This is a genomic window from Pseudoalteromonas sp. DL2-H2.2, assembly GCF_021532535.1.
Taxonomy (GTDB): Bacteria; Pseudomonadota; Gammaproteobacteria; order Enterobacterales; family Alteromonadaceae; genus Pseudoalteromonas; species Pseudoalteromonas rubra_A.
This window is the reverse complement of sequence record NZ_JAKGBD010000021.1, coordinates 26,746-52,739: the sequence shown is the minus strand read 5'-3', so window position 1 is coordinate 52,739 and position 25,994 is coordinate 26,746. Positions and strand designations below refer to the sequence as shown.

Sequence of the window (25,994 nt, the reverse complement as noted above, 5' to 3'; positions counted from 1 at the left end):
CGCACAAAGCGGTACTTTTATCGCCACAAAGTCGACTTTATAGAAAAATTTGTTCATCCTAGCTGACACAGGGTGCCTGACTACCCAGATAACAAGAAATCTGAAGGAAATTTCACTATGACACTACTTAAATCGCCGCTGGCCATTGCCATCGGTGCCGCCATGATTGGCCTGAGCACGCCTAGCGTAGCAGCCACCACGGATAAAGCAGACGCTGCCAGCACTAAAGAGTGGAGCGTGCTGAACCCGCCGGGTGATAAGCAAACCATTACCATAGACACCAATGAAACTACCTGGAGTAACCTGGATGTCAGCCCGGATGGACAATCCATTATCTTCGATATGCTGGGCGACATTTACGTGATGCCCATTAGCGGTGGTAAAGCAACGGCTATCACCAGCGACAGAGCCTGGAACTTCCAGCCTAAGTTCTCTCCGGACGGCACTAAAATTGCGTTCATTTCAGACCGTGAAGGCGCTGAAAACCTGTGGGTGATGGACATTGACGGCAGCAACATGCGCCAGGTGTCTGATGAGTCTCACAACCTGCTGCATAACCCGGCCTGGTCGCCGGATGGTCAGTACATCGCGGTAAAACAAGGTCAGGTAACCGGTCGTACTATTCCAGGTGGTTCAATCCGTATGTACCACATTTCAGGTGGTAAAGGTGTGGTTGTACGCGATCGTTTGCACGGTGCAAAATCACAGAAAAATATTGCCGAGCCTGCTTTTTCTGCCGATGGTAAGAAGCTTTACTACTCAGTGGATGCCACTCCTGGCGTCACCTGGGAATACAACAAAAATGCACTGGACTCGGTATTTGAGATCCGCTCCTGGGATCTGGCCACGGGTGAAGAAGAAACCGTGATCCGTGGTTCAGGCGGTGCAATTCGCCCAACGCCAAGCCCGGACGGTAAATCACTGGCATTCGTAAAGCGTATTGAAAATGGCAAGGTCATGCAAAGTGCCTTGTACATCAAAGATCTGAAGTCAGGTATCGAAACCGAGATCTTTGCCGGTCTGGACCGGGATCTGCAAGAAGCCAATGGTGCACAGGGTAACACCCCGGCATTCGCTTACACGCCGGATGGCAAAGCATTGGTTTTCTGGGCCGGTGGCGTCTTCCACAAAGTGGATATCGCCAGCAAACAGGCGCAGGTGATCCCAACCCGCATAGTAGCTGAAAAAGAAATTACCCCGGCACTGAAGTTTGCTGTTGATGTGGCACCAGATACCTTCAAGGTCAAACTGGCGCGTTGGTCACAGATCTCTCCAGACGGTAAAACCGCCCTGTTCCAGGCGCTGGGCCATTTGTACACCAAAGACATTGCCTCAGGTAAAGTACGCCGTGTAACAACACAAAACGACCACTTTGAGTTTTACCCAAGTTTCTCGCGCGATGGTAAGTACATCGTATACACCAGCTGGGACGATCAAGACTTAGGCGCCGTGCGCGTTGTCTCGGCCAGTGGCGGTAAGGGTCGAGTGATCACTCAGGATCCGGGTCACTACATCAACCCGAGCTTCTCACCAGATGGTAAGCACGTGCTGTATCGCAAAGTGACCGGTGGCTACCTGCTCAGCGGTGACTGGTCAATGGAACCAGGCATCTACCTGACCAGTGCCAAAGGTGGCGAAGCAAAGCGCATCATCAAACGAGGCGACAACCCGCACTTTGGTGCGGAAAAAGACCGCATCTATTTCAGCGCGATGAGCGATGAGACACACCGCGAACTTAAATCCGTTGACCTCAATGGTGAAAAAGAGCGTTCACACTTTAAAGGCGACTACATTTTTGATTACCGCGTCTCGCCAGATGGTAACTACGTGGCCTTCATCGAGAACTTCAATACCTTTGTTGCCCCGTTCGCCAGCACAGGTAAAACCCTGTCTATCAATAAAGGGTCTAAATCTTTCCCGGTGCAGCAAGTCTCTAAATATTCAGGTGACTTCCTGAACTGGAAAGCAGACAGCAGTGCGTTAACCTGGGCCTTTGGTCCAACTTTATATCAGCGTAAGCTGACCGACACCTTTGCATTTTTACAAGGTGCCGCAGCCGAAGCCGCACCATTAACTGCCGAAGGGATCGACCTGAGCTTTGAGAAAAAAGCCGACAAACCAGAGGGCATTCTGGCCCTGGTTGGCGGTAAAGTCGTGACCATGCGCAATGCGGATGAGCAGCAAGAGATCATCGAAGATGGTGTCGTGTTGATTGAAGAAAACCGCATTATCGCAGTGGGCACCCGCAGCGAAGTCGAGATCCCGAGCAAAGCCAAGGTGATGGACATCACAGGTAAAACCGTGATCCCAGGTCTGGTCGATGCCCACGCGCACGGCAGCTATGGCAGCTACAACCTGCAACCTGAGCAAAACTGGAATCAGCTGTCGAATGTGAGCTTTGGTGTGACCACCATTCACGATCCGTCGAATGACTCTAACGAAGTATTCTCTATGGCGGAATTACAACGTGCCGGCCTGACCGTCGCACCGCGTATTTACTCCGTAGGCCGGATCCTCTATGCCGGTAATGCACCTGGCTACAAAACGCCAATCAGCAACCTGGAAGATGCGCAGTTCCACGTTAAGCGTCTGAAAGACGCCGGTGCGATCACAGTTAAGAGCTACAACCACCCCCGTCGTGATACCCGCCAGCAAGTGCTGGAAGCGGCAAAACAGATGGAAATCATGGTGGTGCCGGAAGGCGGCTCTAAGTTCCAGCAGAACATGAACATGATCATCGACGGTCACACGGGCCTGGAGCATGCCCTGCCGATCCCGAACATTTATTCGGACGTTACGCAAATGTGGAGCCAGACCAAAGCCGGCTTTACGCCGACCTTTAACGTGGCCTACGGTGGTATTAAAGGGGAAGACTACTTCTACGACACCACCGACGTGTGGAAGAATGAGCGCCTGGCAAGCTTTGTTCCGGACTACATTCTGAACCCACGCTCTGTACGTCGTGAAAAAGCACCTGAGCACCACTACAACCATATCAATGCAGCGAAATCTGCCAAGCAGCTGCGCGACAAAGGCGTTACCGTGCACATTGGTGCACACGGCCAGCGTGAAGGCCTGGGCGCCCACTGGGAGCTGTGGTCAATGGCTCAAGGTGGCTTTACGCCTTGGGAAGCACTGCGCAGCGGCACCATCGACGGTGCGAAATACCTGGCCATGGACCATGACATTGGCACCATTGAAAAAGGTAAGCTGGCTGACTTAGTGATCATCGACGGTGATGTACTCAGCGACATCCGCGAATCAGAAAAAGTTGCCTACACCGTTCTGAATGGCCGCATCTATGATGCCGCAACGATGAACGAAACCGGCAACTATAATGTGAAGCGCCAGCCGCTGTTCTTCGAAAATGGTAGCAAAACGCCGATGCATCCGGCGACCGAAGCTTATATGGAAGAAAAAGCACATAAATATCACTGGAAACACTAATATCCGGTCATTTCATTCATAAAGCAGCCGAAAGGCTGCTTTTTTTTCGTCAAATGCCCCTTTTGTGCATTTATTCACTGGCAACAATGCCTTACACACCTGACCCTGTCTCGATCCACGTTCTGGATAATATCGCGAACTGTTCTAAACTGTGTCACTGAATAGGATACTCTGTCGTCAGGCACATGCTATGATGGCGGCGCAGCGAGGCCACTTTTGCAGATGCGACCAGTCCAGCCTCACGGGTATATCAGCTAATACAAGGAGCAGGGAGCATGTCTGATCTCAGCCACTTCTTTAAGTCACTTAACCTGACACAAAAATTGATCTCGGCCTTTTTACTGGTTGCCCTGATCCCGACCGCCATCATTATCACCATGGCCCTGATGCAATCATCCGACGCCATGACCCGTCAGGTGTATGCCCAGCTGGGTGCGGTTGGCGAAATTAAAGAGAGTGCCATAGAGCGCCATTTCAGCGGCGTGCAGGATGAACTGGTTTCACTGGCGGTGAACCCTTACGTAAAGCAGGCCGCTACAGAGTTTATTCAGGCCTATGGCGAAGTCGATGATGCCGCTACCGTTTCCGCCAGCCTGCAAGGCTTTTATCGCGACCAGTTTGCACCCCGCTTTAAATCACTGAATGAGCAGGCCGCACCACCAGCGATATTGTTATCAGAATTGTCCCCTCAGGGGATCACACTACAAACCCGCTACCTGGCCGACAACCCCTACCCGCTGGGCGAAAAACTCAACCTGATTAGCAGTGGTGCAGGCGACGCCTATGATCGGGTCCACCAGCAGCACCATGCCTTCTTCAGTAAAATTGCTGAAGTCTATGAGTTTTACGATATTTTTATCGTGGATAATCTGAGTGGCAATATCATCTACTCAGTGTACAAAGAGAGCGACTTTGCCACCTCTTTGCTCTATGGCCCCTACGCACAAAGCAACATTTCCGAGGCCTTCAAGGCCGGGCGTGAGTTAACCCGCGAAGGGGAAATCGCCTTTGTGGATTACCAACAATACTTGCCTTCTTATAACGCTCCGGCCAGTTTTTTAGCTGCGCCACTGCTCGTCGATGGTCAGGCACCAGCCACCCTCATTGTTCAACTTTCGATAGACGCCCTGAATGCCATTATGACAGAGCGTCAGGGATTAGGAGAAAGCGGTGAGACTTACCTGGTTGGCCCGGAAGGCCTGATGCGTTCAGACTCTTATCTGGACCCGGTTCACCACTCAGTGACAGCCTCGTTTCGCCACCCGGACAAAGGCACAGTGAACACGGAAGCTTTCCAGCTGGCCATGCAGGGGCAGCAAGGGCAAAAAGTAGTACTCGACTACAACGGCAACCCGGTGCTGTCGGCTTATACTTCGGTGGACATTTTCAACGTACGCTGGGCATTACTGGCAGAAATAGACGAAGCCGAGGCCTTTGCCCCAATCAATACCTTACGCACTCAGTTGCTGATCGTGCTGGGTGCCTGTGTGCTGATGATAGTACTAGCCGCTTTCTGGTTTGCTCGTACCCTGACCCGTCCGGTGCACGCGCTGGTGAACACCATTCGTAAAGTAGAGCAAGAGGGCGACTTCGCATTGCGCACTGAGATCAATACTCTGGACGAAATTGGTCGCTGCGGCCAGGCGTTTAATTCCCTGCTGGACGCCCTTCAGCTGTCTATTTCAGAGACCAACCGGGTGATGGACCGCATGGCCGCCGGGCGCTTTGATGACAGGATCAGCGTGCCTTGTAAAGGCGAGCTGGATAGCCTCAAACGCGCCACCAATGATTGCGCCCAGAGCCTGCAAAGTGCACTGAGTGACGTAGGTCAGGTGATCCACGCCATGTCACAGGGCCAGTTTGATAAGCAACTGGAATCCGAGATGTGTGGCGATCTGGCCACCCTGAAATCCCATATCAACAGCTCAATGCACTCTATCAATACCACCATGACAGAAATTGTCAGCGTGATGTCGGATATGGAGCAAGGCCATTTCCAGGGACAAGTGCAGGTTGAGGCGCAGGGCAGCCTGCAACAGCTCAAAGTGAGCGTCAACAATTCAGTAAGCAGCGTTGCCGGGGCCATTGATGGACTGGCCGCCATGATGAGTGCATTACGCCAGGGCGACTTTAGCCAGCGCCTGGAATTACCGCTGCGCGGCCAGCTGGAGGAACTCAAAGAAGACACCAACTCCAGCGTACAAAACCTGGCAGCCATTATTGAAGACATCGGCCATACTATGGCGGCGGTCAGTGAAGGCGACTTTAAACAAGTCGTCTCGACGCCCGCGCAGGGCCAGCTGGGGGAATTAAAAGAACACATTAATATGTCGGTACGCAGTGTCGACGAAGCCATCAGTGAAATTTCCTCAGTGATGATGGCCATCAGCCATGGCCGCTTCGATAGAACCATTAATTCGCCCATGCTGGGCCAGCTGGACACCCTCAAAGCCGATATCAATCATTCGGTGAATAACCTCAGCCGCGTGATTGAAGAGCTGGCCAGCGTAATGTCAGCCATGAGTCAGGGGGATTTTACCATTCAAATAGAATCCGACCTGCAGGGTCAGCTGTTACAGCTCAAACAAGACGTGAATACGTCGACCACCACAGTTTCCGACGCCATCAATGAAGTTACCCGGGTGCTGGCGGCACTGTCCAAAGGACAGCTCAATGAGCAGATCAATGGCCATTATGAAGGCGTTTTTGAAACCCTACAGCGCGATGTGAATGCCACCATCGCCAAACTGACCGAAGTGATTGAAGGGATCCAGTATGCGGCAGGCCAGGTTACGCAAAGTGCCGGTGAAATTGCCGCCAGCAACACCGAGATCAGCCAGCGTACCGAAGAGCAGGCTGCTAACCTGGAAGAAGCCAGTGCCAGCACCGGTCACATGCTGGAGGAGCTGACGCAGGTGGCCAAACAATCCGGCACCGCCGTAGAGCTGGCCAGCAATGCCGAGACCATCGCCAAAGAAGGTGGCTCGCTGTCGCAGGACACGGTCGCCGCCATAGGTGAAGTCAACCGGGCCAGCAAAGACATCAACGAAATTGTGTCAGTGATCGATGCGCTGGCGTTTCAGACCAACCTGCTGGCCCTGAACGCCGCCGTCGAGGCCGCCCGGGCCGGCGAAAATGGTCGTGGCTTTGCGGTGGTTGCCAACGAAGTGCGCGAGCTCGCCGGTCGCAGTGCCGCCTCTGCCAAGCAAATTAAAGAGATCATTGCCAACAGCAACGAGAAGGTAGAACAAGGCACCCAGCTGGCAAATGATTCGGGAGATAAGCTCAATCAGATAGTCGAAGCCGTTGCCGATGTCAGTCAGAACATAGTGAAAATCAATATGTCGACGACCACACAGCAACAGTCGATCAAAGAAGTGGATATCGTGGTACAGCGTCTCACCGACTTAATTCAGGAAAACTCGGCCATCACAGAAGAAACCATGGCTGCGGCGAGGCAAATGGCGGAGCAAGCCAATGCCATGCGTGAACTGCTGGGTTATTTTGAAATTGCGCCACATCCGCAAAGCGCCACAGCACAGCCTGAGCAGGAGCTGCTGATCCACAGCTATAACGCTTCTTAGGCCTGCATCAGAGTGAGCGTTACGGTAGCGCGCCGAGGTACTAGGCGCACTGTACACAGGCTTATTGCAGGGTAAATGGATCAGCATCCAGATGGGCAGGAAAGCCCTGCTTAAAGCTCTCCAGCGGCGCTTTTTCCAGGCTCACCACCAGCACATCAGCTTGATTATCCGGGGCACTTGCCAGTAAGGCGCCGGTAAAATCATAGGCCGCCGTGCCACCATTGTGCGCCGTGCCATAACCGTCATCCCCAACCCGGTTACAGCCCAGTACATAACACTGATTTTCAATCGCCCTGGCCTGCAATAGCGTATCCCAAATGCGACGGCGTGCAGCAGGCCAGTTAGCGACATTGATCATGAGGTCATAGTCATTGCGGTTACGCTGGAACACTGGAAAGCGCAGGTCGTAACAGACCTGAGGTAAGACTCGAAAGCCATTCACCTCAAACACCGCCCGCTCCTGCCCGGCAATCACATGCTCCCCCTCTTTGCCCAGACAAAACAAATGGCGTTTATCGTAATGGCGCACTGTGCCATCCGGCCAGCACCAGTAGAAACGATTGGCTTTTTTCTCACCCTGTGCGACTAAGACACTGCCTGCCACAACCGCCTGCCAGCGCTGTGCCTGATGCTGTAAAAAAGCCAGCGCCTCACCGCGGCGTGGCGATTCTGCACAAGGCTCCGCCAGCGCAAAACCGGTTGAAAAAGTTTCCGGTAAAACAATCAAATCACAGCCGCTGAGCTGTGCCTGCTGGGTACTCAGTTGCGCATCCAGCTGAGCAAAATTGTGCTCAGGTGCCAGCCACTCAATGGCCTGCTGCACCAAAGCGACGGTTAAAGTTGACATAATCGCTTCGCGGCCTCCAGTAAGGTGTTATCTTCTTTAGCAAAACACAAACGGATCACTTTATCTGAGCTGCCGTGTGCATAAAACACACTGAGCGGAATAGCGGCAACGCCGATGGCCTCGACCAGGTATTCACAAAAGCCGACATCATCCAGTGACGAAATAGCGCTGTAATCCAGCAACAGGAAGTAACTGCCCTCGCTGGGGAGAATAGTGAATCGGCTGCTTTGCAGTGCCTCAATCAGCAGATCGCGCTTGTGCTGATAGAAATCAGCCAGTGCATCCACGTGCTCCGGCTCTTCATTAAGCATATCAGCTAGCGCCAGCTGCGCCGGTGTAAAGCAAGAGAAAGTCACATACTGATGAATTTTACGAAACTCACTGGTGAGTGCCTCTGGCGCAATGCAATATCCCAGCTTCCAGCCAGTACAATGGAAGGTTTTACCAAAACTGGCCACCACCATGGCGCGCGCTGCCAGCACAGGGTCACGCAGTGCGCTTAAGTGTGGCTGCGCATCAAAGGTGATATGTTCATACACTTCGTCACTGATCACATACAGGTCGTGCTCGGCCACCAGTGCTTTTAGCGCCGCCATATCGGCAGCCTTTAATGTCTTGGCACTGGGGTTATGGGGTGTATTGATAATAATGGCCCGGGTTTTCACCGTGATGGCCGCGCCAACCTGTTGCCAGTCAATCCGGTAATCGGGGGAGCGCAGCGTGATATGTACACTGCGACCACCGGCCAGTTCAATGGCGGGCGCATATGAGTCATACGCCGGGTCGAACACGATGACTTCATCCCCCGGGCGCACCAGCGTCTGAATGGCTACAAACAGAGCCTCCGTGGCCCCGGCGGTCACAGTCACCTGAGTCGTAGCATCAACCAGAGCACCATATTTGCGCTCAGCCAGCAACGCTATCTGCTGCTGTAAAGCCGGTACGCCTGGCGAAGGCGCATACTGGTTCATGCCTGCCTGGACATGCTGGGTCAGGCGCAGTTTTAGACGATCCGGGGCGTCAAACTCAGGAAAACCCTGAGACAGATTCAGCGCGCCATGCTGATTGGCCAGCGCGGTCATCTTAGAAAAAATACTGGTGCCTACATGAGGTAATTTGCTTTCCACGACCTTTTCCTCGTTTATATGTGGTGTCACGGCTCAGGCGATACTATCAGTACCTAAAATAAAAATAGAACCGGTTAAAGTTATCCACGATGTTATTCGTGAGAGGTAAGCGTATGCAATCAGCACAAGCGAAACATGCCCTGATAAACGCCGAACACTGACTCAGTGCACAAAGCTAAGTACCGGCAATCGAAGGCAACTTTGCCATTAGAGCAGAGCAAAGCTTTGTTGTCACGGCCAGCGTTCAAGGCTGCTGAGCCTGGTCCGCATTTGCCATGACCCGCATTCGAATAACAGCACACAAACCCGGTAGCCGCTGCGCCTGCACAAGTCGATATCGGCTTTGAATAATGGCAGGCTGCTTAGCGGATTAGCCAGCAAGCCTTTCACGAAGGAGTTCATGGCACTGCCAGCCGCGCACACTCAATGACCAGACTAGGCCAAACCAAGACCAAAGGATGTATAGACTTCCAAACGTTTAAGGGTTTAGAATTCCACTTTAATTTATTCTGAGTGGATGATCCGGATGAGTGCTAATCAGGCGTTTGATAACGACAGAGCCATTGAATACATCAATAATCAGGGGGACCTGTTCCCACCGGATGCAAACCTGAGCTGCAATAAATTTAGCAATGACAAACTGTATCTGGTTTTTCGCATCACGGATCAGCATCAGCGCAGTGTGATCCTCAAGCAGGCCCGGCCAGATGCCCATGACACAGGAGCAGGCTGGCCTCAGGCGCTGGAACGAGCGCGTATTGAAGCAAGCACCTTACGTCGCCATGGCAAGGTGTGCCCGGCCCAAACAGTGAGAATGCTGCACCATGATAGTGAGCAGGCCATTATCATACTGGAAGACCTCGGTCATCTGCACGTCTTGCGCACAGAACTCAATGCCGGACGCACTTTTGCCAACCTGGGCCGGGATGCCGCTCGCTATCTGGCCACCACCAGTTTTTATCACAGCGACTTTTACCTCGCACCTGAAGACAAAAAAGCACTGATCCAGTCTTTTACCAACCCACAGTTGTGTTCCATCACCGAAACGGTATTTTTTGATGACCCGTATCGGGGCTCTGCGCGTGATCCCTACACGGATGCACTACACAATGAAGTTAACAAGCTGCGCCAAAACACGGCACTAAAACTGGCTGTCGCCCGACTCAGGCACAGTTTTCAGTCGTCATCGCAGACGCTGGTGCATGGTAATATCCACAGTGGCAGTCTGTTTGTTGATGACACAACGACCAAGTTTACCGACCCGAAATTTGCCTTTTTTGGCCCCATCGGCTTAGATCTGGGCTGTTTCATTGGCAATCTGCTGCTTAACTTCTGTGCCCAACATGGCCGCATCAAGGCAGCATCGAAACGCCGTGATATGCATACCTACTTACTGCGCACCATAGATATCTGTTTGAGTGAGTTTGAACAGCAATGGGTCGAGTTATGCGCACAGCATGGCACAGGCAACACACCACAGGCCGCAGATCATGTTGAACACTTTGTCCGTGCAGCTTTGCAAGATGCCGTTGGCTACTGTGGCAGTGAAATGATCCGCCGTATCACAGGGCAGGCCCAGGTAAGCGATCTGGATGAGATTGAAGATGCGCAGGCACGACTGCGCGCTCAGCGACTGGCGCTGGAAGTCGGGCAGCAGTTGATCCTGCACGCCCGTAGCTGTCAAAGCAAAAACGCCTGCTATCAGCTGATCATCAGCGTATTACTGTGATCGGCTGTTAACCGGCCTGAGTGGCGCGTTGCGCCGACGCTATATACTTATCGATCTGCGTTTCCAGCACACTTAATGGCACAGAACCATGGCGCAAGATCTGGTGATGGAACTCACGAATATCAAAGTCAGTCCCCAGCGCCGCTTCGGCCTTGGCGCGCAAGCGTTTAATCGTCAGCTCACCCACTTTGTAAGACAGTGCCTGACCCGGCCAGGAAATATAACGGTCTGTTTCTGTCTTCACATTGTGCAGTGATAAAGCCGTATTATCGCGCATAAAGTTCATCGCCCGCTCGCGGCTCCAGCCATACATGTGCATACCGGTATCCACAACCAGTCGCGCAGCACGCCACATTTCATAGGTCAGACGACCAAAATTGCTGTAAGGGTCCTGATAAAAACCCGCTTCCAGACCCAGATACTCAGCGTATAGCCCCCAGCCCTCACCAAATGCCGAGATATAAGACTCACGACGATAATCTGGCAGATAGTCTAATTCCTGATTCAGTGAGATTTGCAAATGGTGACCAGGGACTGCTTCGTGCAGAGTCAGGGCCTCAAGCACATACAGGGGACGCTTATCTAAGGCATAGGTATTAACCCAGTAATAACCCGCATCTGTGTCTTTGCTTGCGCCCACATACCGCCCTGTGGTGTATTTAGGTGCAATCGCATCGGGTACTGGCGCAACACCATAAGGGCGGCGCGGCAGAGTATGAAACAGCTTAGGCAGCTGCGCATCCATTTTCTTCGCGATATAAGCGGCTTCTTTCAGTAACTCTTGTGCACTGCTGGCATAAAATTGCGGATCGGTTCTCAAAAATTGTACAAACTCAGCAAAGCTGCCGTCAAATTCAGTCTGCTTAATGATCTCCATCATCTCGCCCTTGATCCTGGCAACCTCTTTCAGTCCCAGCTCATGGATCTCTTTCGGAGTCATTTCGGTGGTGGTGAAGTGCGCCGTACGGTTGCGGTAAAACTCAACGCCATTAGGAGTGCTGGAAATACCAATGTCATCACGGGCACCGGGGCGATACTGCTCGACGAAAAACGTCAGATAGTCGCGATACGCCGGGATCACCTGCTCTGCCAGCACCGCTTTTGCCCGTGCCTGGATCGCTGCAAACTCAGACGCAGGCAAATTATGCTGATTCTTTGCAAAAGGCCTGAAAAACTGCGACTGCGTCACATCATCAACAATAAATGCCGTTATCGACTCTTCATAGCCGGCCAGCACTGCCTTTGGCTGGGTTAGCCCAATGGCCAGGCCTTCACGCATCCAGGCCATATTTTGCGCAAAATAACGCGGTACCTGAGCGAGTTTTTGCAGATACAGGTCATATCCCGCAGGCGTGCTCAGGTCCACATCACCGAACAGCCAGGGCAGGCTGCTGTGAAAACCGCTTTCCGACTTAAGCGGCATATAATGGGCTTTGAAACGGTAGCGGTCGACCTGATCCTGGACTTGGGCGCGCAAAATAGTCAGGTTAATTCGATTTTCTTCACTCAATTTTGCTTTATCCAGCGCGTCTAAACGTTGTAAAAACGCCACGCGTTCTGCGTTTTTCGCGGCCAGATTTTCTGCACTCAGGTCCGGTAAATGGGCTTGCATGCGCGTCTCATTGTCGCCGCGAAAGGTCATCACCTGCTGAACCACAGTGGTGAATTGCTGATCGGCACTGACTTGAGTCAGTTCACATCCTGCCAGACCCAGTGCCAGCGTCACTGCGCACAAAGAGCGGGATAGAGTCGTTTTAAGTGAGGTGCTCACGAGTGTGTTCCTTTAACAATCTTGTGAAATTTACGCAACACCTAATCATGCCGATGAAGGGCTTGCAACTTAATACGACCAGTGGTCGATTGATACCAGTGGTGCAGCTGTATCACATCAGCCAGGGCACAGCGAAAAAGTGCCTACTTATTCAGCAGTGGCGTAGAAAAAGCCATAAATTTGTCTCATTGCGCTGATTTTTGCTTTGCAAAACCCAGGAGAGCGATTAATGTAGCGGCAGCGTGGTAAGTGCCATATCGGGCGCGCTAAGAGATGTACAACAGCAACTGATTATTGTGGTAAATAAAATGATGTTCCATGATCCCATGGCAATAGCACAAGAAAAAATGACTAAAGTTTGTCAGTTTCTGGAACAGAATCAGCTGCCGCCTACCCCACTGAATTATCACATTGGCTATGTCTATATCAGTCAGACCCACCGCGAGCTGAATGAGCGCCTGGACCGTGACCTGCGCAATCGCGTCAGTATCGACAGCATCTATATCGAGCAGCTGTATTACGAGTTTCTGCAAAAAGAACATCAGACCGAAGCGGCACTGGTTCAGCAAGTCGGCGGCATGATAGATCATCTCAATGACTCGGCGCAGCAATCCCAGCAGAGCCTGATCGGCTTTGCCAGGCAGGTAAGTCACTGTATTCATAATCTGGATGAGCACAATGTGGTCAAAACCCGGGCGGCTCTGAGCGACCTGAGTGTCCATACTGATCAATTGCTTAAGCAGCACCAGCAGTTTAAAAACGCCCTGCGCAAGGCCCGTGAGCTACATGAAAAGCAGCAAAAGCAACTACTTTTGCTTCGCAAGCAACGCATTTTAGACCCGCAAACCGGACTTTATAAGCGCCATTATCTGGGCCACAAAACCCAGCTATGGCTGACTCAGGACAAGTCCATCTGCGCCATTTCGGTGTTGGTCGAAAATCTCGATGCCTTTAGCCAGGACTTTGGCGAGGTGGTCGGTGAAACCGTACTGCAACGGGTGGCAAAAAGAATTAAAAAATACGTACTACACAGCGGCTTGCCAGGGCGCACGGGCAGACAGGAGTTCACCATTATACTGGCCGACTGTGAAGCCGACACGGCCCAGGTCGTGGCAGACAAGATCCGCACCGGCGTAAGCCGCCTGAAATTTGTCAGTGCCAAGGGCGATGTCTCTTTTCCTGACATCGACCTGGCCATTGGCATTGCCCAGCATCAACCTGAGCATGACTTTAATACCCTGGCTCAGCGCGCCGCGTTCGCCGCTAAAAAAGCCCAGTCACTGGGTCAGAATTTTTATATTTCTGCACCGAATTAAGGTTGCCACTGAGCACCGCTATACTGTGGTTCGCTCTATCATGGCCTGTTGATTAATCTGCTTAAATTGCTGACACCGATTGCGCTCACTGAGTGCTATCAAGTACACTATTGACACCCAGATCCGGCACAAACAACACACATGAAAGAAGCAAATCGCGACACCACTCATTTTGGCTATAAAACAGTAGCAACTCAGGAAAAGGCCTCCATGGTGGCCGACGTTTTCCACTCCGTGGCTGCAAAATATGATGTGATGAATGACCTGATGTCATTCGGGATCCATCGCCTTTGGAAGCGTCAGACCATTGCCTGCTCAGGTGTCCGACAGGGCCATAAAGTCCTGGATCTGGCCGGTGGCACGGGTGACCTGACCGCGAAGTTCAGTGAACTCGTGGGTGAATCAGGCCAGGTTATTCTGGGCGATATCAACGACTCTATGCTCCGGGTTGGCCGCGACAAACTGCGCGATCTGGGCCGAGTTGGCAATATCGAATATGTGCAAATGAATGCCGAAGCCCTGCCCTTCCCGGACAACAGCCTGGATGTGATCACCATTGCTTTTGGCCTGCGTAACGTCACCGACAAAGACAAAGCGCTGCGCTCTATGTACCGGGTACTGAAGCCCGGTGGCCGTTTGTTGGTACTGGAATTTTCAAAAACCGACAACGAAGCACTGTCTAAACTCTACGACTTTTACTCGTTCAACATTTTGCCAACCATGGGCAAGCTGGTTGCCAACGACAGTGAATCTTATCGTTACCTGGCGGAGTCAATCCGTATGCACCCGGATCAGGAAACGCTGAAGTCAATGATGGAAGAAGCCGGATTTGAACAGGCAAGCTACCAGAATCTGACCGGCGGCATCGTGGCACTGCACCGGGGCTTTAAATTCTAATTGCAAAGACAAGGGAAACCGTATGTGGATCACGCTGCTCACAGCCGTTGCTGAAAGTGCACTGGAACAGCTGCTGAACAAAGAACCGGCTCTGGCTGTTCAGCTGGCTGCCACACAGCATAAAACGCTGGCGGTCACCCTGACCGATCTTGAGCTGTGCTGCGCGCTGCATTATGTCGGCGAACAGCAGGGCAAAGCACGCTGTTTCGTTTACGGAAACTACCAGGATCAGGCCGACTGCCACATTACCACGACCTTATCGACGCTCCAGGAACTCTCCGACCCCAGTCAGCTTACGCGCCTGATCCGGGAAGAAAAACTGGACCTGGAAGGGGATTTACAGCTGGCCCAAAGTTACAGTAAAGCCTTTGCAGGCCTGAATATCGACTGGGCCGAGCACCTGTCCAATCATCTTGGCGATGCCCCTGCTCAGCTGCTGGTCGCGCAATGCAAACAGACCAAACAACGTGGTGCCAGCCACCTAAATATACTCAAGCGCACGGTCACACAACTGTGTCAGGACGAACTGAACGTCGCCGTTCATCCACTGGAAGTGCGCCAGTTCAAAACTCATACGCGACAGCTGGCACAACAACTTGCCGCCCTGGAACAACGCATCAACGCACTCAGCGAATTATAAGGAGCTGGATTTGTCCATCGCTCGTCTGTATCAAATCGGTAAAACGTTTCTTAATTATGGTCTGGATGATCTGCTCCCCAGGCAAAAACAACCCTGGTATGCCCGGGCGATAAGGCGCAGCCTGTTCTGGCTGCCCAACCAGCATCGCGACAAACCCCTTGGTGCACGGCTCAGACTGGCATTGCAAACCTTGGGACCGGTGTGGATCAAGTTTGGTCAGATGTTGTCCACACGCCGCGACCTGCTGCCGCCGGATATTGCTGAAGAACTCGCCCTGCTGCAGGATAAAGTGGCACCGTTTCCCGGCGAGCAGGCGCAGGCGCTGATAGAAAAAGCACTGGGACTGGACAGCATCGACGACTGCTTTGTCGAATTTGAGCAAACCCCGCTGGCTTCAGCCTCCATTGCTCAGGTGCACTGCGCCAAGCTGCTGGTCGACGATCAGCTTAGAGAAGTGGTCGTTAAAGTCATTCGGCCCAATATCGAGAAACAGATCCTGGCAGACTTGTCTTTGATGGAACGCTTTGCCCGTCTGCTGGCAGGCCTCATCAGTGCCGGACGTCGCCTGCGCCCGGTCGAAGTGGTGTGGGAGTACCGTAAAACGCTGCTCGATGAGCTCGATTTAATGCGTGAAGCGGCCAATGCCATCCAGCTAAGACGCAATTTTGAAGGCTCGGCCTCTTTGTATATTCCAGAAGTATACAGCGATTATTCAAGGCGCAATGTGCTGGTTATGGAGCGCATTTACGGCATTCCGGTGTCGGATACCGAAGCGCTGCTGGCGCAGGGCACCAACATGAAAGTGCTGGCTGAGCGCGGTGTTGAAGTGTTCTTTACCCAGGTATTTCGTGACAGCTTTTTTCATGCCGACATGCATCCGGGCAATATTTTTGTGTCGCGCGAAAACCCTCACAATCCCCAGTACATTGGTATTGACTGCGGCATTGTGGGCACGTTGAACCGCGAAGACAAACGCTATCTGGCAGAAAACTTCATCGCCTTTTTCAACCGGGATTATCGCCAGGTTGCTCAGCTACACGTTGACTCTGGTTGGGTGCCGGCGGACACTTGTGTCGAGGAGTTCGAATTTGCCATTCGCACGGTGTGCGAGCCTATCTTTAATAAGCCGCTGGCCGAGATTTCGTTCGGTCACGTACTGGTCAATCTGTTCAATACCGCACGGCGCTTTAACATGGAAGTACAACCCCAGCTGGTGCTGTTACAGAAAACCCTGTTGTATGTTGAAGGCCTGGGCAGACAACTTTATCCGCAACTGGATCTGTGGAAAACCGCAAAACCCTTTTTAGAAAAATGGGTGCAGGATCAAGTCGGGCCGCTGGCAGTAGCAAAAAAGCTCTATACCAATTTGCCGTTTTGGGCCGAAAAAATGCCCGAGCTGCCCGATCTGATTTATCAGAATTTAAAACGCAGCCAGCGCCAGGGGCCCCCCGTTACGCAGCAACGCCCCACAGATACACGTGCATTACTGCTTGGTATCGCCGCCGCAGCGCTTACTATCGTGGCCGGTTTATGCTTTATTGACGAACGCCAACTGGCCAGCAGCGTCTGCGCAACACTGGCAATTGCAATATTTATTAAAGCATGGCGCAAAACAGGGTGATATTTTACACACTCGGCGTATAATCTTTCTTAATTCAATAACACATTAAATGGAGTAGACATGGGTTTTGGTGGTATCAGTATTTGGCAGTTGCTTATCATTCTGGCCATTATCGTGCTTTTATTCGGGACGAAAAAACTGCGTGGTATTGGCAGTGACTTGGGCAATGCGGTAAAGGGCTTTAAGAACGCAGTTTCTGAAGACGAAGAAGAAAAAAAGTCGGATAAAACGGATAGCAAAGAACAGCTGACTGATCAGGCTGCACAAGCTAAAACAACCAGCGAAAAAGAAAAAGACAAGGTGTGATCTGACATGGGGATGTGGGAACTCGTCGTAGTGTTGATCGTTGGCCTGGTGGTACTTGGGCCAGAGCGCCTGCCGGTTGCAATCAGAACGGTCAGCCGTTGGATCAACACGGTCAAATCGGTTGCGAACTCCGTCAAAGCGGAAGTGAGCGAAGAACTGAGAGTCCACGAGTTGCATAGCAACCTGAAAAAAGCCGAAGAGCAGGGCCTGGATAATATTTCTCCGGGCCTCAAGCAGTCGGTTGAAGAGTTGCAACGCGCGGCAGAGTCTGTGCGCCACAGCTATAGCAAGTCTCCAGATGCGTCGAAAAACGATAAAGATCCATCCTCTCAAAACTAACCGTTTACGAGTTTTTGCATGTCAGATATGACAAACAGTGGCTTTATTGGCCACCTTATTGAGCTGAGAAACCGCCTGATCAAGGCATTGCTGAGTATCTTAGTCATCTTCGTTTCTTTGGTCTATTTTGCCAATGATATCTACGCGTTTGTAGCTGCACCTCTGGTTGAGAGCCTGCCTGCAAACAGCACTATGATAGCCACAGATGTCACGGCCCCGTTTTTTGCCCCCTTTAAACTGACGCTTTTTGTGTCGCTGTTTCTGGCAGTGCCCATGATCCTGCATCAGATCTGGGGATTCCTGGCGCCCGGCTTGTATCAGCACGAAAAACGTATGCTGATGCCCATCCTGCTGTCCAGTATCCTGCTGTTTTACGGCGGGATCGCCTTTTGCTATTTTGTCGTGATGCCCATCATACTCGGCTTTTTTACCGCCGTAGGCCCCGATATGATGACCCTTTCACCGGACATCAGTAGTTATTTGGGATTCATTTTAAAGCTGTTTTTTGCCTTTGGCGTCGCGTTTGAAATTCCGGTCGCCATTATGTTGCTGTGCTGGAGTGGCGTCACAACCACCGAGAGCCTGGCACAAAAGCGCCCCTATATCGTCGTGGGGGTATTTGTAGTCGCTATGTTTTTAACCCCGCCAGATGTGTTATCGCAAACACTGCTGGCGGTCCCCATGGCACTGTTGTTTGAACTTGGCCTGTTACTGGCCAAACTGTATTCACGTACACCGACCCCTCAGGATAACAATAATGAATAACTTACTTAAGACCCTAGTGGTCGCCCTGGGCACATTTACTGCTGTGCAAAGTCACGCAGCCCCGTTGAATGAGCAAGCGCTCAAAGCATGCACTATGGTTGAGAATGACTTAAAACGACTGGGGTGCTTTGATCAAGTAATGGCGGGTCAGGCGCCCCAAGCAAGCAGCCTTAAAAGTAAACCTGCTGATGCACCGGCTCCGGCTGTTGCAGCCAACACTCAAAACGACTTCGGCCTGGAGCATATTCCCAAGATTGCAGAAAACAATAACGAACTGGAAGGACGTATTACCAAAGTGAGTAAATCACCACTTGGGAAAGTCACCGTGACGTTAGACAACGGCCAAGTCTGGAAACAAACCGGTGCAGAGTCGCTTCGATTGCGTTCTGGGGATGAAGTCGTCATCAGCCGCGCTGCTTTGAGCTCCTTCCTGATGAGGAAAGTGGGCAGCAATCGCGCGACTCGCGTTAAGCGACAAAAATAAATGGCAGGCCTCATTGATGCTGGCGTTAACCTGACCAGCACCCAGTTCGATACCGACCGCGAAGTCATCCTGAGCCGCGCCGCCGACCAGGGCGTTGAGTCTATGTTGTTGATTGGCTGCGATTTGCTGACCAGCGAGCAAAGTCTGGCACTGGCAAGGCAGCATCAACAATACGCCACCGCAGGCGTGCATCCTCATGATGCCAAAGATGTACCAGAGGATTTTATTGCGCAAATGCGCAATCTGGCCGAGCAGGATGAAGTGGTTGCTATTGGCGAGTGCGGGCTCGACTTTAATCGCGACTACTCACCCCGCCCAATACAGCAACTGATCTGTGGCGTTCAGCTGGAACTGGCGCAGGAACTGGATATGCCAGTCTATCTGCATGAACGTGAAGCCTTTGATACGCTCAGCGCCATGCTGGATGAGTTTTCGCTGCGAGGCGTTTTACATTGCTTTACCGGAGATAAGCGTGCATTACGCTATTATCTGGATTATGGCCTGATGATTGGCCTGACCGGCTGGCTCTGTGACGAGCGCCGGGGTGAAACCTTACGGGAGCTGGTACGCTATATTCCCGAAGATCGGATCCTGCTGGAAACCGATGCGCCTTTTTTACTGCCCAGAACACTTAAGCCCAAACCTAAGTCTCGTCGCAATGAACCTGCTTATCTGCCAGAGATCGCGCGTCATGTTGCCGAACTTAAAAATATCCCCCTGGCACAGCTGGCCCGGCAAACCACCGAGAACTTTAATGCCCTATTCTTAGGCTCGGAGAAAACCGGCTAATGCTGTGGCGCACGGTGCTGCTTCTGCTGTGCTTATCTGGTGTCGCTCAGGCACTGGAGGTATCCGCTGAGTTTAAGCAGCACCAGTCGCTGACTTATCAGTATACCTTCAGCGAGGCCGACACTATCCAGGCGCTACTGGCCAGCGACCCGCAGTGGCAACCAGGTCAGCGCCAGGCGTTAAAACCACCCGCGAATACCCAGGCCTGGCTCCGCGTATCCTTGCATAATCCGGGTCCCATTGAAGTGCCGCTGCTACTCAGTATTGATAACAACTTACTGGACAAGATCACCGCCTACATTCGCCATGATGACGCGTCTTTTTTAACTCTGGCACTTGGTGATGCCCTGCCGCTGCTGCAACGCCCCATCAAGCATGAGGCGCAACTGATTCCGCTGGAATTACCCGCTCACAGTGACAGCCAGGTCTATTTGCAAGTCAGCCACCATGGTACGCTGAACGCACCGCTGAGCCTCTGGCACCCAATTGAATATCTCAAATACAAAAGTAAATTTAATCTAGTCTACGGTATTCTGGCCGGGTTTATTCTGGCCATGATCGCCATTAACTTTACCCTCTACAGCTTTACCCGCCGGCGTTACTTTTTGCATGGCACGCTCATAATTGGCCTCTTCTGGCTGCTTATTGTGCATTTATATGGCTTTGGTTATCGTTATCTGTATGGCTCCAGTGTGTGGTTACAGCAATATGGACAAAGCCTGCTGGTGATGTGCTCAACGCTGGCCCTGATCCCCATTCAGCGCAGTAAAGCATTGCCCAATCTGGTTGCGGCAAAACATAACCGCAAGCTCAGCCAATTGTTGATAGTGGGCCTGACTCTGACCTTGCTCAGTGTGCTACTGCCAGTCACGCTGGCAACCTTTGCCGCCTACAGCATGGCATTAACCCTGGTACTGGGTTACATCATCTGCACCTTGCGCAGCCGCTATCGCCGCACAACCAAAGCTACCGCCTTGCTGATCTATGTCATCATGCTGGTGACGCTGAGCTACCAACTTGGTTTTGAACTGGGTGTGTTTGGCGGCGCACAACTGGACCGCCCGGTGACTTATATCTGCTATCTGATCCTGAGCCTCTACATCAGCTTTGTGCTAACCCGCCAGTTTATCCTTGAGCGCGAAAAGCACATTAAAACACAACAGCATAAACTCGCTCGTACGCAGGCAGAAGATGCCTTGCTGAAAGAAAAACTCAAGCTCCAGGAGCAGGCCCAGCAGGAGCTGGAAAACAGCATTGACGAGCGCACTTTTGAGCTACAGGTCACCCTCAGGGAGCTGGAAGAGAAAAACCATGAGCTGGAGAAGCTCAACATGGAAGACCCGATGACCAAAGTGAAGAACCGTCGTTACTTTGACAAGCGCCTGATGATGGAAGTACGTCGCTCACGCAGAGAGCAAACCACACTGAGCCTGATCATGCTGGACATCGACTTTTTCAAAAAGGTCAACGACAACTACGGGCACCTGGCTGGCGACCACACCATTTGTGCCTTTGCGCGACTGATAGAGCAGCACCTGAAGCGACCGCTCGACGAGGTATTTCGTTATGGTGGTGAAGAGTTTGTGATCCTGCTGCCCAATACCTCAGAAGATGGCGCGCTGGAGCTGGCCGAGCAGATCCGCCAGGACACGGAAGCACACGAACTGAAAGTAGCCGGTCATCAGATAAAATTTACCACCAGTGCGGGGGTGTATAGCGCCATCGCACAAGATACGAGTAACCCCACATTATTCACCGATATGGCTGACAAGGGCTTGTACATGGCCAAACAACAAGGCCGTAATCGGATCTGTATTTACCAACCTAAGCAGGAGACTTAACGTGGCTCAGTCAGGACTGGATCTTTTTCCCTATACGCGTATGCGCCGTATGCGCAAAGACGACTTTTCCCGCCGCATGATGTGTGAAAACACACTGACGGTAAACGATCTGATCTATCCGGTGTTCGTACTGGAAGGCAAGAACCGCAAAGAGGCCATCCCTTCTATGCCAGGCATCGAGCGCCTGTCGATCGACCTGTTGGTGGAAGAAGCCAAAGAACTGGTGGCACTGGGCGTACCTGCCATTGCAATTTTTCCGGTGACCCCTGGCGACAAAAAATCCTTGCATGCAGAAGAAGCCTACAACCCGGAAGGACTGGCACAACGCACTGTCCGTGCGCTTAAGAGTGAATGTCCGGAACTGGGTGTGATCACCGATGTGGCACTGGATCCGTTCACGACTCATGGTCAGGATGGCATCATTGATGATGAAGGCTATGTCATCAATGACATCACAACTGAGATACTGGTTAAGCAGGCCTTGTCTCATGCCGACGCAGGCGCTGATATTGTCGCACCATCTGATATGATGGATGGACGCATTGGTGCTATTCGTGATGCACTGGAAGAAGCCGGACACATTCATACCCGCATCATGGCCTACTCTGCCAAGTATGCCTCCACCTATTATGGCCCATTCCGTGACGCGGTCGGCTCAGCAGGCAACCTTAAAGGGGCTGACAAGAAGACCTATCAGATGGATCCGGCTAACTCAGATGAAGCATTGCGCGAAGTCGCACTAGACCTTCAGGAAGGCGCCGATATGGTGATGGTCAAGCCGGGCATGCCCTATCTGGATGTGGTGCGTCGCGTTAAAGATGAGTTCGGTGTGCCGACCTTTGCTTACCAGGTCAGTGGTGAATATGCCATGCACAAAGCCGCCATTGACAACGGCTGGCTGGCAGAACAACCGACCATTATGGAGTCATTACTCGCTTTTAAACGTGCCGGCGCCGATGGTATTTTAACCTATTTCGCAAAGCAAGCCGCTATCTGGTTGAATGATAAATAATTAATAGGTAATTATTAAAAAAGGAGCAATAAATTGCTCCTTTTTTGCATTTTTCTGATTAACATCGTGTCATTTTTGTGTAACATACCCCCCGTAAGCTTATGTACCCATTTGGGTTTAAACTACACACGGGAAAAAACCAATGATAAAAACAAAATTCACTCCACTGGCGCTCCTTGTGGCCGCAGCAACTGCCCCTGTGCAGGCGCAGGTCATCATGTCAGAGTACGTTGAAGGCGGCTCTAACAACAAGGCAGTGGAGTTATTCAATACTTCAGAAAGCACCATCTCATTGAGCGGTTACACACTCACCTTCTATAACAATGGTGATACCAAAGCAACGAATACTATTGAGTTGAATGGAGAACTCGCTGCTGGTCAGACTTATGTAGTCGCAGACGATAACGCCGATGGCGTTTTACAAGACGCGGCTCAATTACTCAATAGCGGTAGCTGGTTCAATGGCGATGATGTAATCGTATTACGCAATGGCGAGACAGTACTGGACAGTTTTGGCCAGTTTGGTTTCCACCCTGATGGCGGTGCCTATACCAGCAATGGCGTAACAACCAAAGACAAAACACTGCGTCGTAACCTCGACATCACAACCGGTCGCACAACGATTGATGCTGTCTTTGATCCGAGCGCAGAATGGACCCAATTCGATAAAGACGATTTCAGTGGCCTGGGCAGCCACAGTGGCGACACCGGTGGTGGTGACGATGGCGGTGATGATGGCGACAAGCCAGAACCGCTCGTGTGTGGTGAAGCTGCCACAGCCATCAACGCAATTCAGGGCAGCACTGATGAAAGCCCGCTGAAAGACCAAATCGTCACGATAGAAGCCGTTGTCACGGCCGACCTGCAAGAAGATAACCAGCTTAAAGGTTTCTTTGTTCAGTCACTAGCAGCCGATATGGACGAAGACAACATGACCTCAGAAGGTCTGTTTGTTTATTATAAAGATGTCGACGTAAAGGTGGGCGATCAGGTCCGTGTTCAGGGCACAGTCCAGGAGTTCTATAACGCAACTCAGCTTGGCAATGTCACCCAGCTTGAGGTCTGCGGCAGCGCCGATGTTCAGGCACAAATGCTGACTCTGCCAGTCAATGAAGTTAGCGATCTGGAAGCGGTTGAAGGCATGCTGGTTAGCCTGTCTAACAACATGGTCGTCGCTGACACCTACAACTTGGGTCGCTATGGCGAGATTGGCCTGGCAACAGAGCGCTTGTATCAAGGCACACAAGTCGCACTGCCCGGTGAAGCTGCTAATAAATACGAAGCTGAGAACGCGAAAAAATTCCTGCAAATGGATGATGGTTCAACCGTCCAATATCCGACAACAGTACCATACCCAAGCACGACACTTGATGCCTACAATACCCTCCGGTTAGGTGACACAGTAAGCAACCTGGAAGGTGTGATTACCTATAGCTTTAGTAAGTATCGACTACACCCAACTCAGGCACCGGCATTCATCAGCAGTAATGAACGTGCAGAAAAGCCTGAGTTAAAAGGCGAAGGTGACCTGCGTATTGCCAGCTTTAACGTACTGAACTACTTCAATGGTGATGGTCAGGGTGCTGGTTTCCCAACAGAGCGCGGCGCAAAAACAGCTGAAGAGTTCGCACGCCAGGAAGACAAACTGGTATCTGCAATTACAGCTCTGGATGCAGACGTGATCGGCCTGATGGAAATTGAAAATGACGGCTACGGTGAGCACAGTGCCATTGCATCACTCGTCGCAGCTGTAAACGCCGAGTCGGCTTATACTTATGCATACGTGGACTTCAAAGCACCGAAAGTGGGTGGCGATGTTATCGTAACAGGTATCATGTATCGCACTGATACGGTTGAAGAAGCGGGTGAGGCAGCCTTTACTACTGAAGCGCCGTTTGATTACTATAACCGTCCTCCTATTGCGCAAAGCTTCCGCAAGCTAGACAATCACGAAGAGTTCACTGTTGCCGTCGCTCACCTTAAGTCAAAAGGCTGCCGCAGCTCTAAAGACGACAATGCAGATCAAGGCGATGGCCAGGCCTGTTGGAATGCCGTTCGTACTCAAGGTGCCAACGCGTTCGCCGACTGGCTGGCAACCAACCCAACAGGTAACGACGATAAAGACGTTATTCTGGTAGGTGATATGAATGCCTATGCAATGGAAGACCCAATGCGCGCGCTTGAAGCCAAAGGCCTTAGCAATGTCATGACGCACTTGGATGGCAATACAGTTAGCTATTCTTATAATTTCTCAGGTCGTATGGGTAGCCTGGATCATGCAGTGGCTTCTGCGTCACTGTTGACTAAAGTCACCGATGCGACAGACTGGCACATCAACGCTGATGAACCACGATTACTGGACTATAATCTCTATCAGGATTACGACAGGAAGCACGCCAAGCCAGAAGGACTGTATGCCGGCCACACCTATCGTGCTTCTGACCACGATCCTGTGATTGTAGAAATCAAAACGGTTGCAGCTGAGCCGCCGGTTGACCCACGTCCCGTGATTGAAGCCGGTCAACACTTTACGGTAGCAGAGAATACGCAGCTCAATACTATTATTGGCATGCTTGATTTCTCCGATGCTGATGCGGATGTCACACCGGTTGAGCGCTTTATCGTGACGGGCACAAATATGATTGCAGTCAACGAAGCAGGCCAGGTTGTTGTTGCAGGTGAACTGGATTATGAATTCGACAACCGTATCGAGTTTATGGTTCAGGCACAGGACAGTGCTGGCAATCTGTCAGAGCAAGTGCAGGTTGTCGTCAATGTGACGGACGTCAAACGAGGCGATGACAACGATGGTGATGATGACTCGGGCAGCTTTGGCTGGCTGGCATTATTCGCCGCACCTCTGGCACTACTACGCCGTCGTAAATAACGCACCGGATAAGTGGCGTTAAGCCAGGTAAAAAAATGCGCCGTTCGGCGCATTTTTTGTTTGCTCTCAGTTTAATACCTATTCACTCGGTGAATAGATATACCATCAGGCGCTTGCATGACGGCTTTTTTCTGATATCGGCACTGATAATATCTGAGCAGCTCGACTTAGCTCAGCATCATCAATAGACCAATACGGAAAGGATAACCTGCGGCTGTTCTTAAGCGTGACCTTTAAACACCGCAACGGGCCTAACTTCTGTAGCTCCAGTGACGATATTTCGTCTGCGTGCACATAGCGTATTTTTACCCATGTGCGATAACAAATTCCTGCTTTATCAATATGTACAAATCGCTTGTTGGTGAGTGTCAGTAACACTATCAAGCCAACACTCGCCAGCGACAGAACCATCAGTGATGAGGCAACATCATTCAGGGCCACGAAATTCATCATCACATAACACAGCGAAATACCACACACGGTGGCTAAGACGGCAAACCAGCTGATATCCAAATCTATGGTTCTCATGAGTACCTCCCAATTTTACTCAATGTTTAGCAGAGCCGACTGACTCTGAGCGCTAATGATAAAG

At 51.6% G+C, this 25,994-nt stretch carries 19 protein-coding genes; 15 read left to right on the top strand and 4 right to left on the bottom strand.

All coding sequences use genetic code 11. From position 1 onward, the window contains the following. The first annotated feature begins 117 nt into the window (after positions 1 to 117). A complete protein-coding gene (locus tag L1285_RS22295) occupies positions 118 to 3,447 on the top strand; it encodes an amidohydrolase family protein (RefSeq protein WP_235414383.1) in 3,330 nt (1,109 codons plus the stop codon). 275 nt (positions 3,448 to 3,722) lie between these two features. Continuing rightward, positions 3,723 to 7,031 carry a methyl-accepting chemotaxis protein gene (locus L1285_RS22290; protein WP_235414382.1) on the top strand — a complete coding sequence of 1,103 codons (3,309 nt, stop codon included), beginning with the start codon at positions 3,723 to 3,725 and terminating at the stop codon, positions 7,029 to 7,031. A gap of 61 nt (positions 7,032 to 7,092) precedes the next feature. Here the strand turns inward: L1285_RS22290 and L1285_RS22285 are convergent, their stop codons facing one another. Both L1285_RS22285 and L1285_RS22280 read right to left on the bottom strand, forming a co-directional pair. Further along, complete coding sequence (locus L1285_RS22285) at positions 7,093 to 7,878, bottom strand: amidohydrolase (protein ID WP_235414381.1); 786 nt, start codon at positions 7,876 to 7,878, stop codon at positions 7,093 to 7,095. After that, positions 7,866 to 8,960 (bottom strand): methionine aminotransferase, encoded by a 1,095-nt coding sequence (locus L1285_RS22280; protein ID WP_235414392.1) that lies wholly within the window; start codon positions 8,958 to 8,960, stop codon positions 7,866 to 7,868. The genes L1285_RS22285 and L1285_RS22280 overlap by 13 nt, the downstream gene beginning before the upstream one ends. A 571-nt stretch (positions 8,961 to 9,531) precedes the next feature. Here L1285_RS22280 and mtnK point away from each other — a divergent pair. After that, positions 9,532 to 10,734 (top strand): S-methyl-5-thioribose kinase, encoded by a 1,203-nt coding sequence (gene mtnK, locus L1285_RS22275; RefSeq protein ID WP_235414380.1) that lies wholly within the window; start codon positions 9,532 to 9,534, stop codon positions 10,732 to 10,734. A 7-nt stretch (positions 10,735 to 10,741) separates the two neighbouring features. Here the strand turns inward: mtnK and L1285_RS22270 are convergent, their stop codons facing one another. Then, the gene (locus L1285_RS22270) at positions 10,742 to 12,505 is read right to left on the bottom strand and encodes a DUF885 domain-containing protein (RefSeq protein WP_235414379.1); all 1,764 of its coding nucleotides are present in this window, start codon (positions 12,503 to 12,505) and stop codon (positions 10,742 to 10,744) included. Between the two features lie 308 nt (positions 12,506 to 12,813). On the opposite strand from L1285_RS22270, the gene L1285_RS22265 reads away from it, so the two are divergent. The 12 genes from L1285_RS22265 (at position 12,814) to L1285_RS22210 (ending at position 25,402) form a co-directional block, all read left to right on the top strand. Then, positions 12,814 to 13,821: a GGDEF domain-containing protein gene (locus L1285_RS22265; protein WP_235414391.1), complete on the top strand. Its 1,008-nt coding sequence runs from the start codon at positions 12,814 to 12,816 to the stop codon at positions 13,819 to 13,821. A 141-nt stretch (positions 13,822 to 13,962) separates the two neighbouring features. Then, the gene (ubiE, locus tag L1285_RS22260; RefSeq protein WP_046005834.1) at positions 13,963 to 14,718 is read left to right on the top strand and encodes a bifunctional demethylmenaquinone methyltransferase/2-methoxy-6-polyprenyl-1,4-benzoquinol methylase UbiE; all 756 of its coding nucleotides are present in this window, start codon (positions 13,963 to 13,965) and stop codon (positions 14,716 to 14,718) included. A 22-nt stretch (positions 14,719 to 14,740) separates the two neighbouring features. Continuing rightward, positions 14,741 to 15,358, top strand: coding sequence for a ubiquinone biosynthesis accessory factor UbiJ (locus tag L1285_RS22255; protein WP_235414378.1), 618 nt, complete (start codon positions 14,741 to 14,743; stop codon positions 15,356 to 15,358). A 10-nt stretch (positions 15,359 to 15,368) separates the two neighbouring features. Then, the gene (ubiB, locus tag L1285_RS22250; RefSeq protein ID WP_235414377.1) at positions 15,369 to 16,979 is read left to right on the top strand and encodes a ubiquinone biosynthesis regulatory protein kinase UbiB; all 1,611 of its coding nucleotides are present in this window, start codon (positions 15,369 to 15,371) and stop codon (positions 16,977 to 16,979) included. A 60-nt stretch (positions 16,980 to 17,039) separates the two neighbouring features. Further along, positions 17,040 to 17,285, top strand: coding sequence for a Sec-independent protein translocase subunit TatA (gene tatA, locus L1285_RS22245; protein ID WP_046005831.1), 246 nt, complete (start codon positions 17,040 to 17,042; stop codon positions 17,283 to 17,285). A 12-nt stretch (positions 17,286 to 17,297) separates the two neighbouring features. Next, entirely contained in the window at positions 17,298 to 17,624 is a 327-nt protein-coding gene (tatB, locus tag L1285_RS22240) for a Sec-independent protein translocase protein TatB (RefSeq protein ID WP_235414376.1), read from the top strand. An 18-nt stretch (positions 17,625 to 17,642) separates the two neighbouring features. Beyond that, positions 17,643 to 18,389, top strand: a complete 747-nt coding sequence (gene tatC / locus L1285_RS22235) for a twin-arginine translocase subunit TatC (protein ID WP_046005829.1) — start codon at positions 17,643 to 17,645, stop codon at positions 18,387 to 18,389. After that, the gene (locus tag L1285_RS22230) at positions 18,382 to 18,873 is read left to right on the top strand and encodes a hypothetical protein (protein ID WP_235414375.1); all 492 of its coding nucleotides are present in this window, start codon (positions 18,382 to 18,384) and stop codon (positions 18,871 to 18,873) included. The genes tatC and L1285_RS22230 overlap by 8 nt, the downstream gene beginning before the upstream one ends. After that, positions 18,874 to 19,662: a TatD family hydrolase gene (locus L1285_RS22225; RefSeq protein ID WP_235414374.1), complete on the top strand. Its 789-nt coding sequence runs from the start codon at positions 18,874 to 18,876 to the stop codon at positions 19,660 to 19,662. Further along, positions 19,662 to 21,503 carry a sensor domain-containing diguanylate cyclase gene (locus L1285_RS22220; RefSeq protein ID WP_235414373.1) on the top strand — a complete coding sequence of 614 codons (1,842 nt, stop codon included), beginning with the start codon at positions 19,662 to 19,664 and terminating at the stop codon, positions 21,501 to 21,503. The genes L1285_RS22225 and L1285_RS22220 overlap by 1 nt, the downstream gene beginning before the upstream one ends. A 1-nt stretch (position 21,504) precedes the next feature. Continuing rightward, complete coding sequence (hemB, locus tag L1285_RS22215) at positions 21,505 to 22,515, top strand: porphobilinogen synthase (RefSeq protein WP_235414372.1); 1,011 nt, start codon at positions 21,505 to 21,507, stop codon at positions 22,513 to 22,515. Positions 22,516 to 22,657: 142 nt separating this feature from the next. Next, positions 22,658 to 25,402, top strand: coding sequence for an ExeM/NucH family extracellular endonuclease (locus tag L1285_RS22210; RefSeq protein ID WP_235414371.1), 2,745 nt, complete (start codon positions 22,658 to 22,660; stop codon positions 25,400 to 25,402). A 105-nt stretch (positions 25,403 to 25,507) separates the two neighbouring features. On the opposite strand, the gene L1285_RS22205 is transcribed toward L1285_RS22210, so the two are convergent. Beyond that, a complete protein-coding gene (locus tag L1285_RS22205; protein ID WP_235414370.1) occupies positions 25,508 to 25,930 on the bottom strand; it encodes a hypothetical protein in 423 nt (140 codons plus the stop codon). Between the last annotated feature and the right edge of the window lie 64 nt (positions 25,931 to 25,994).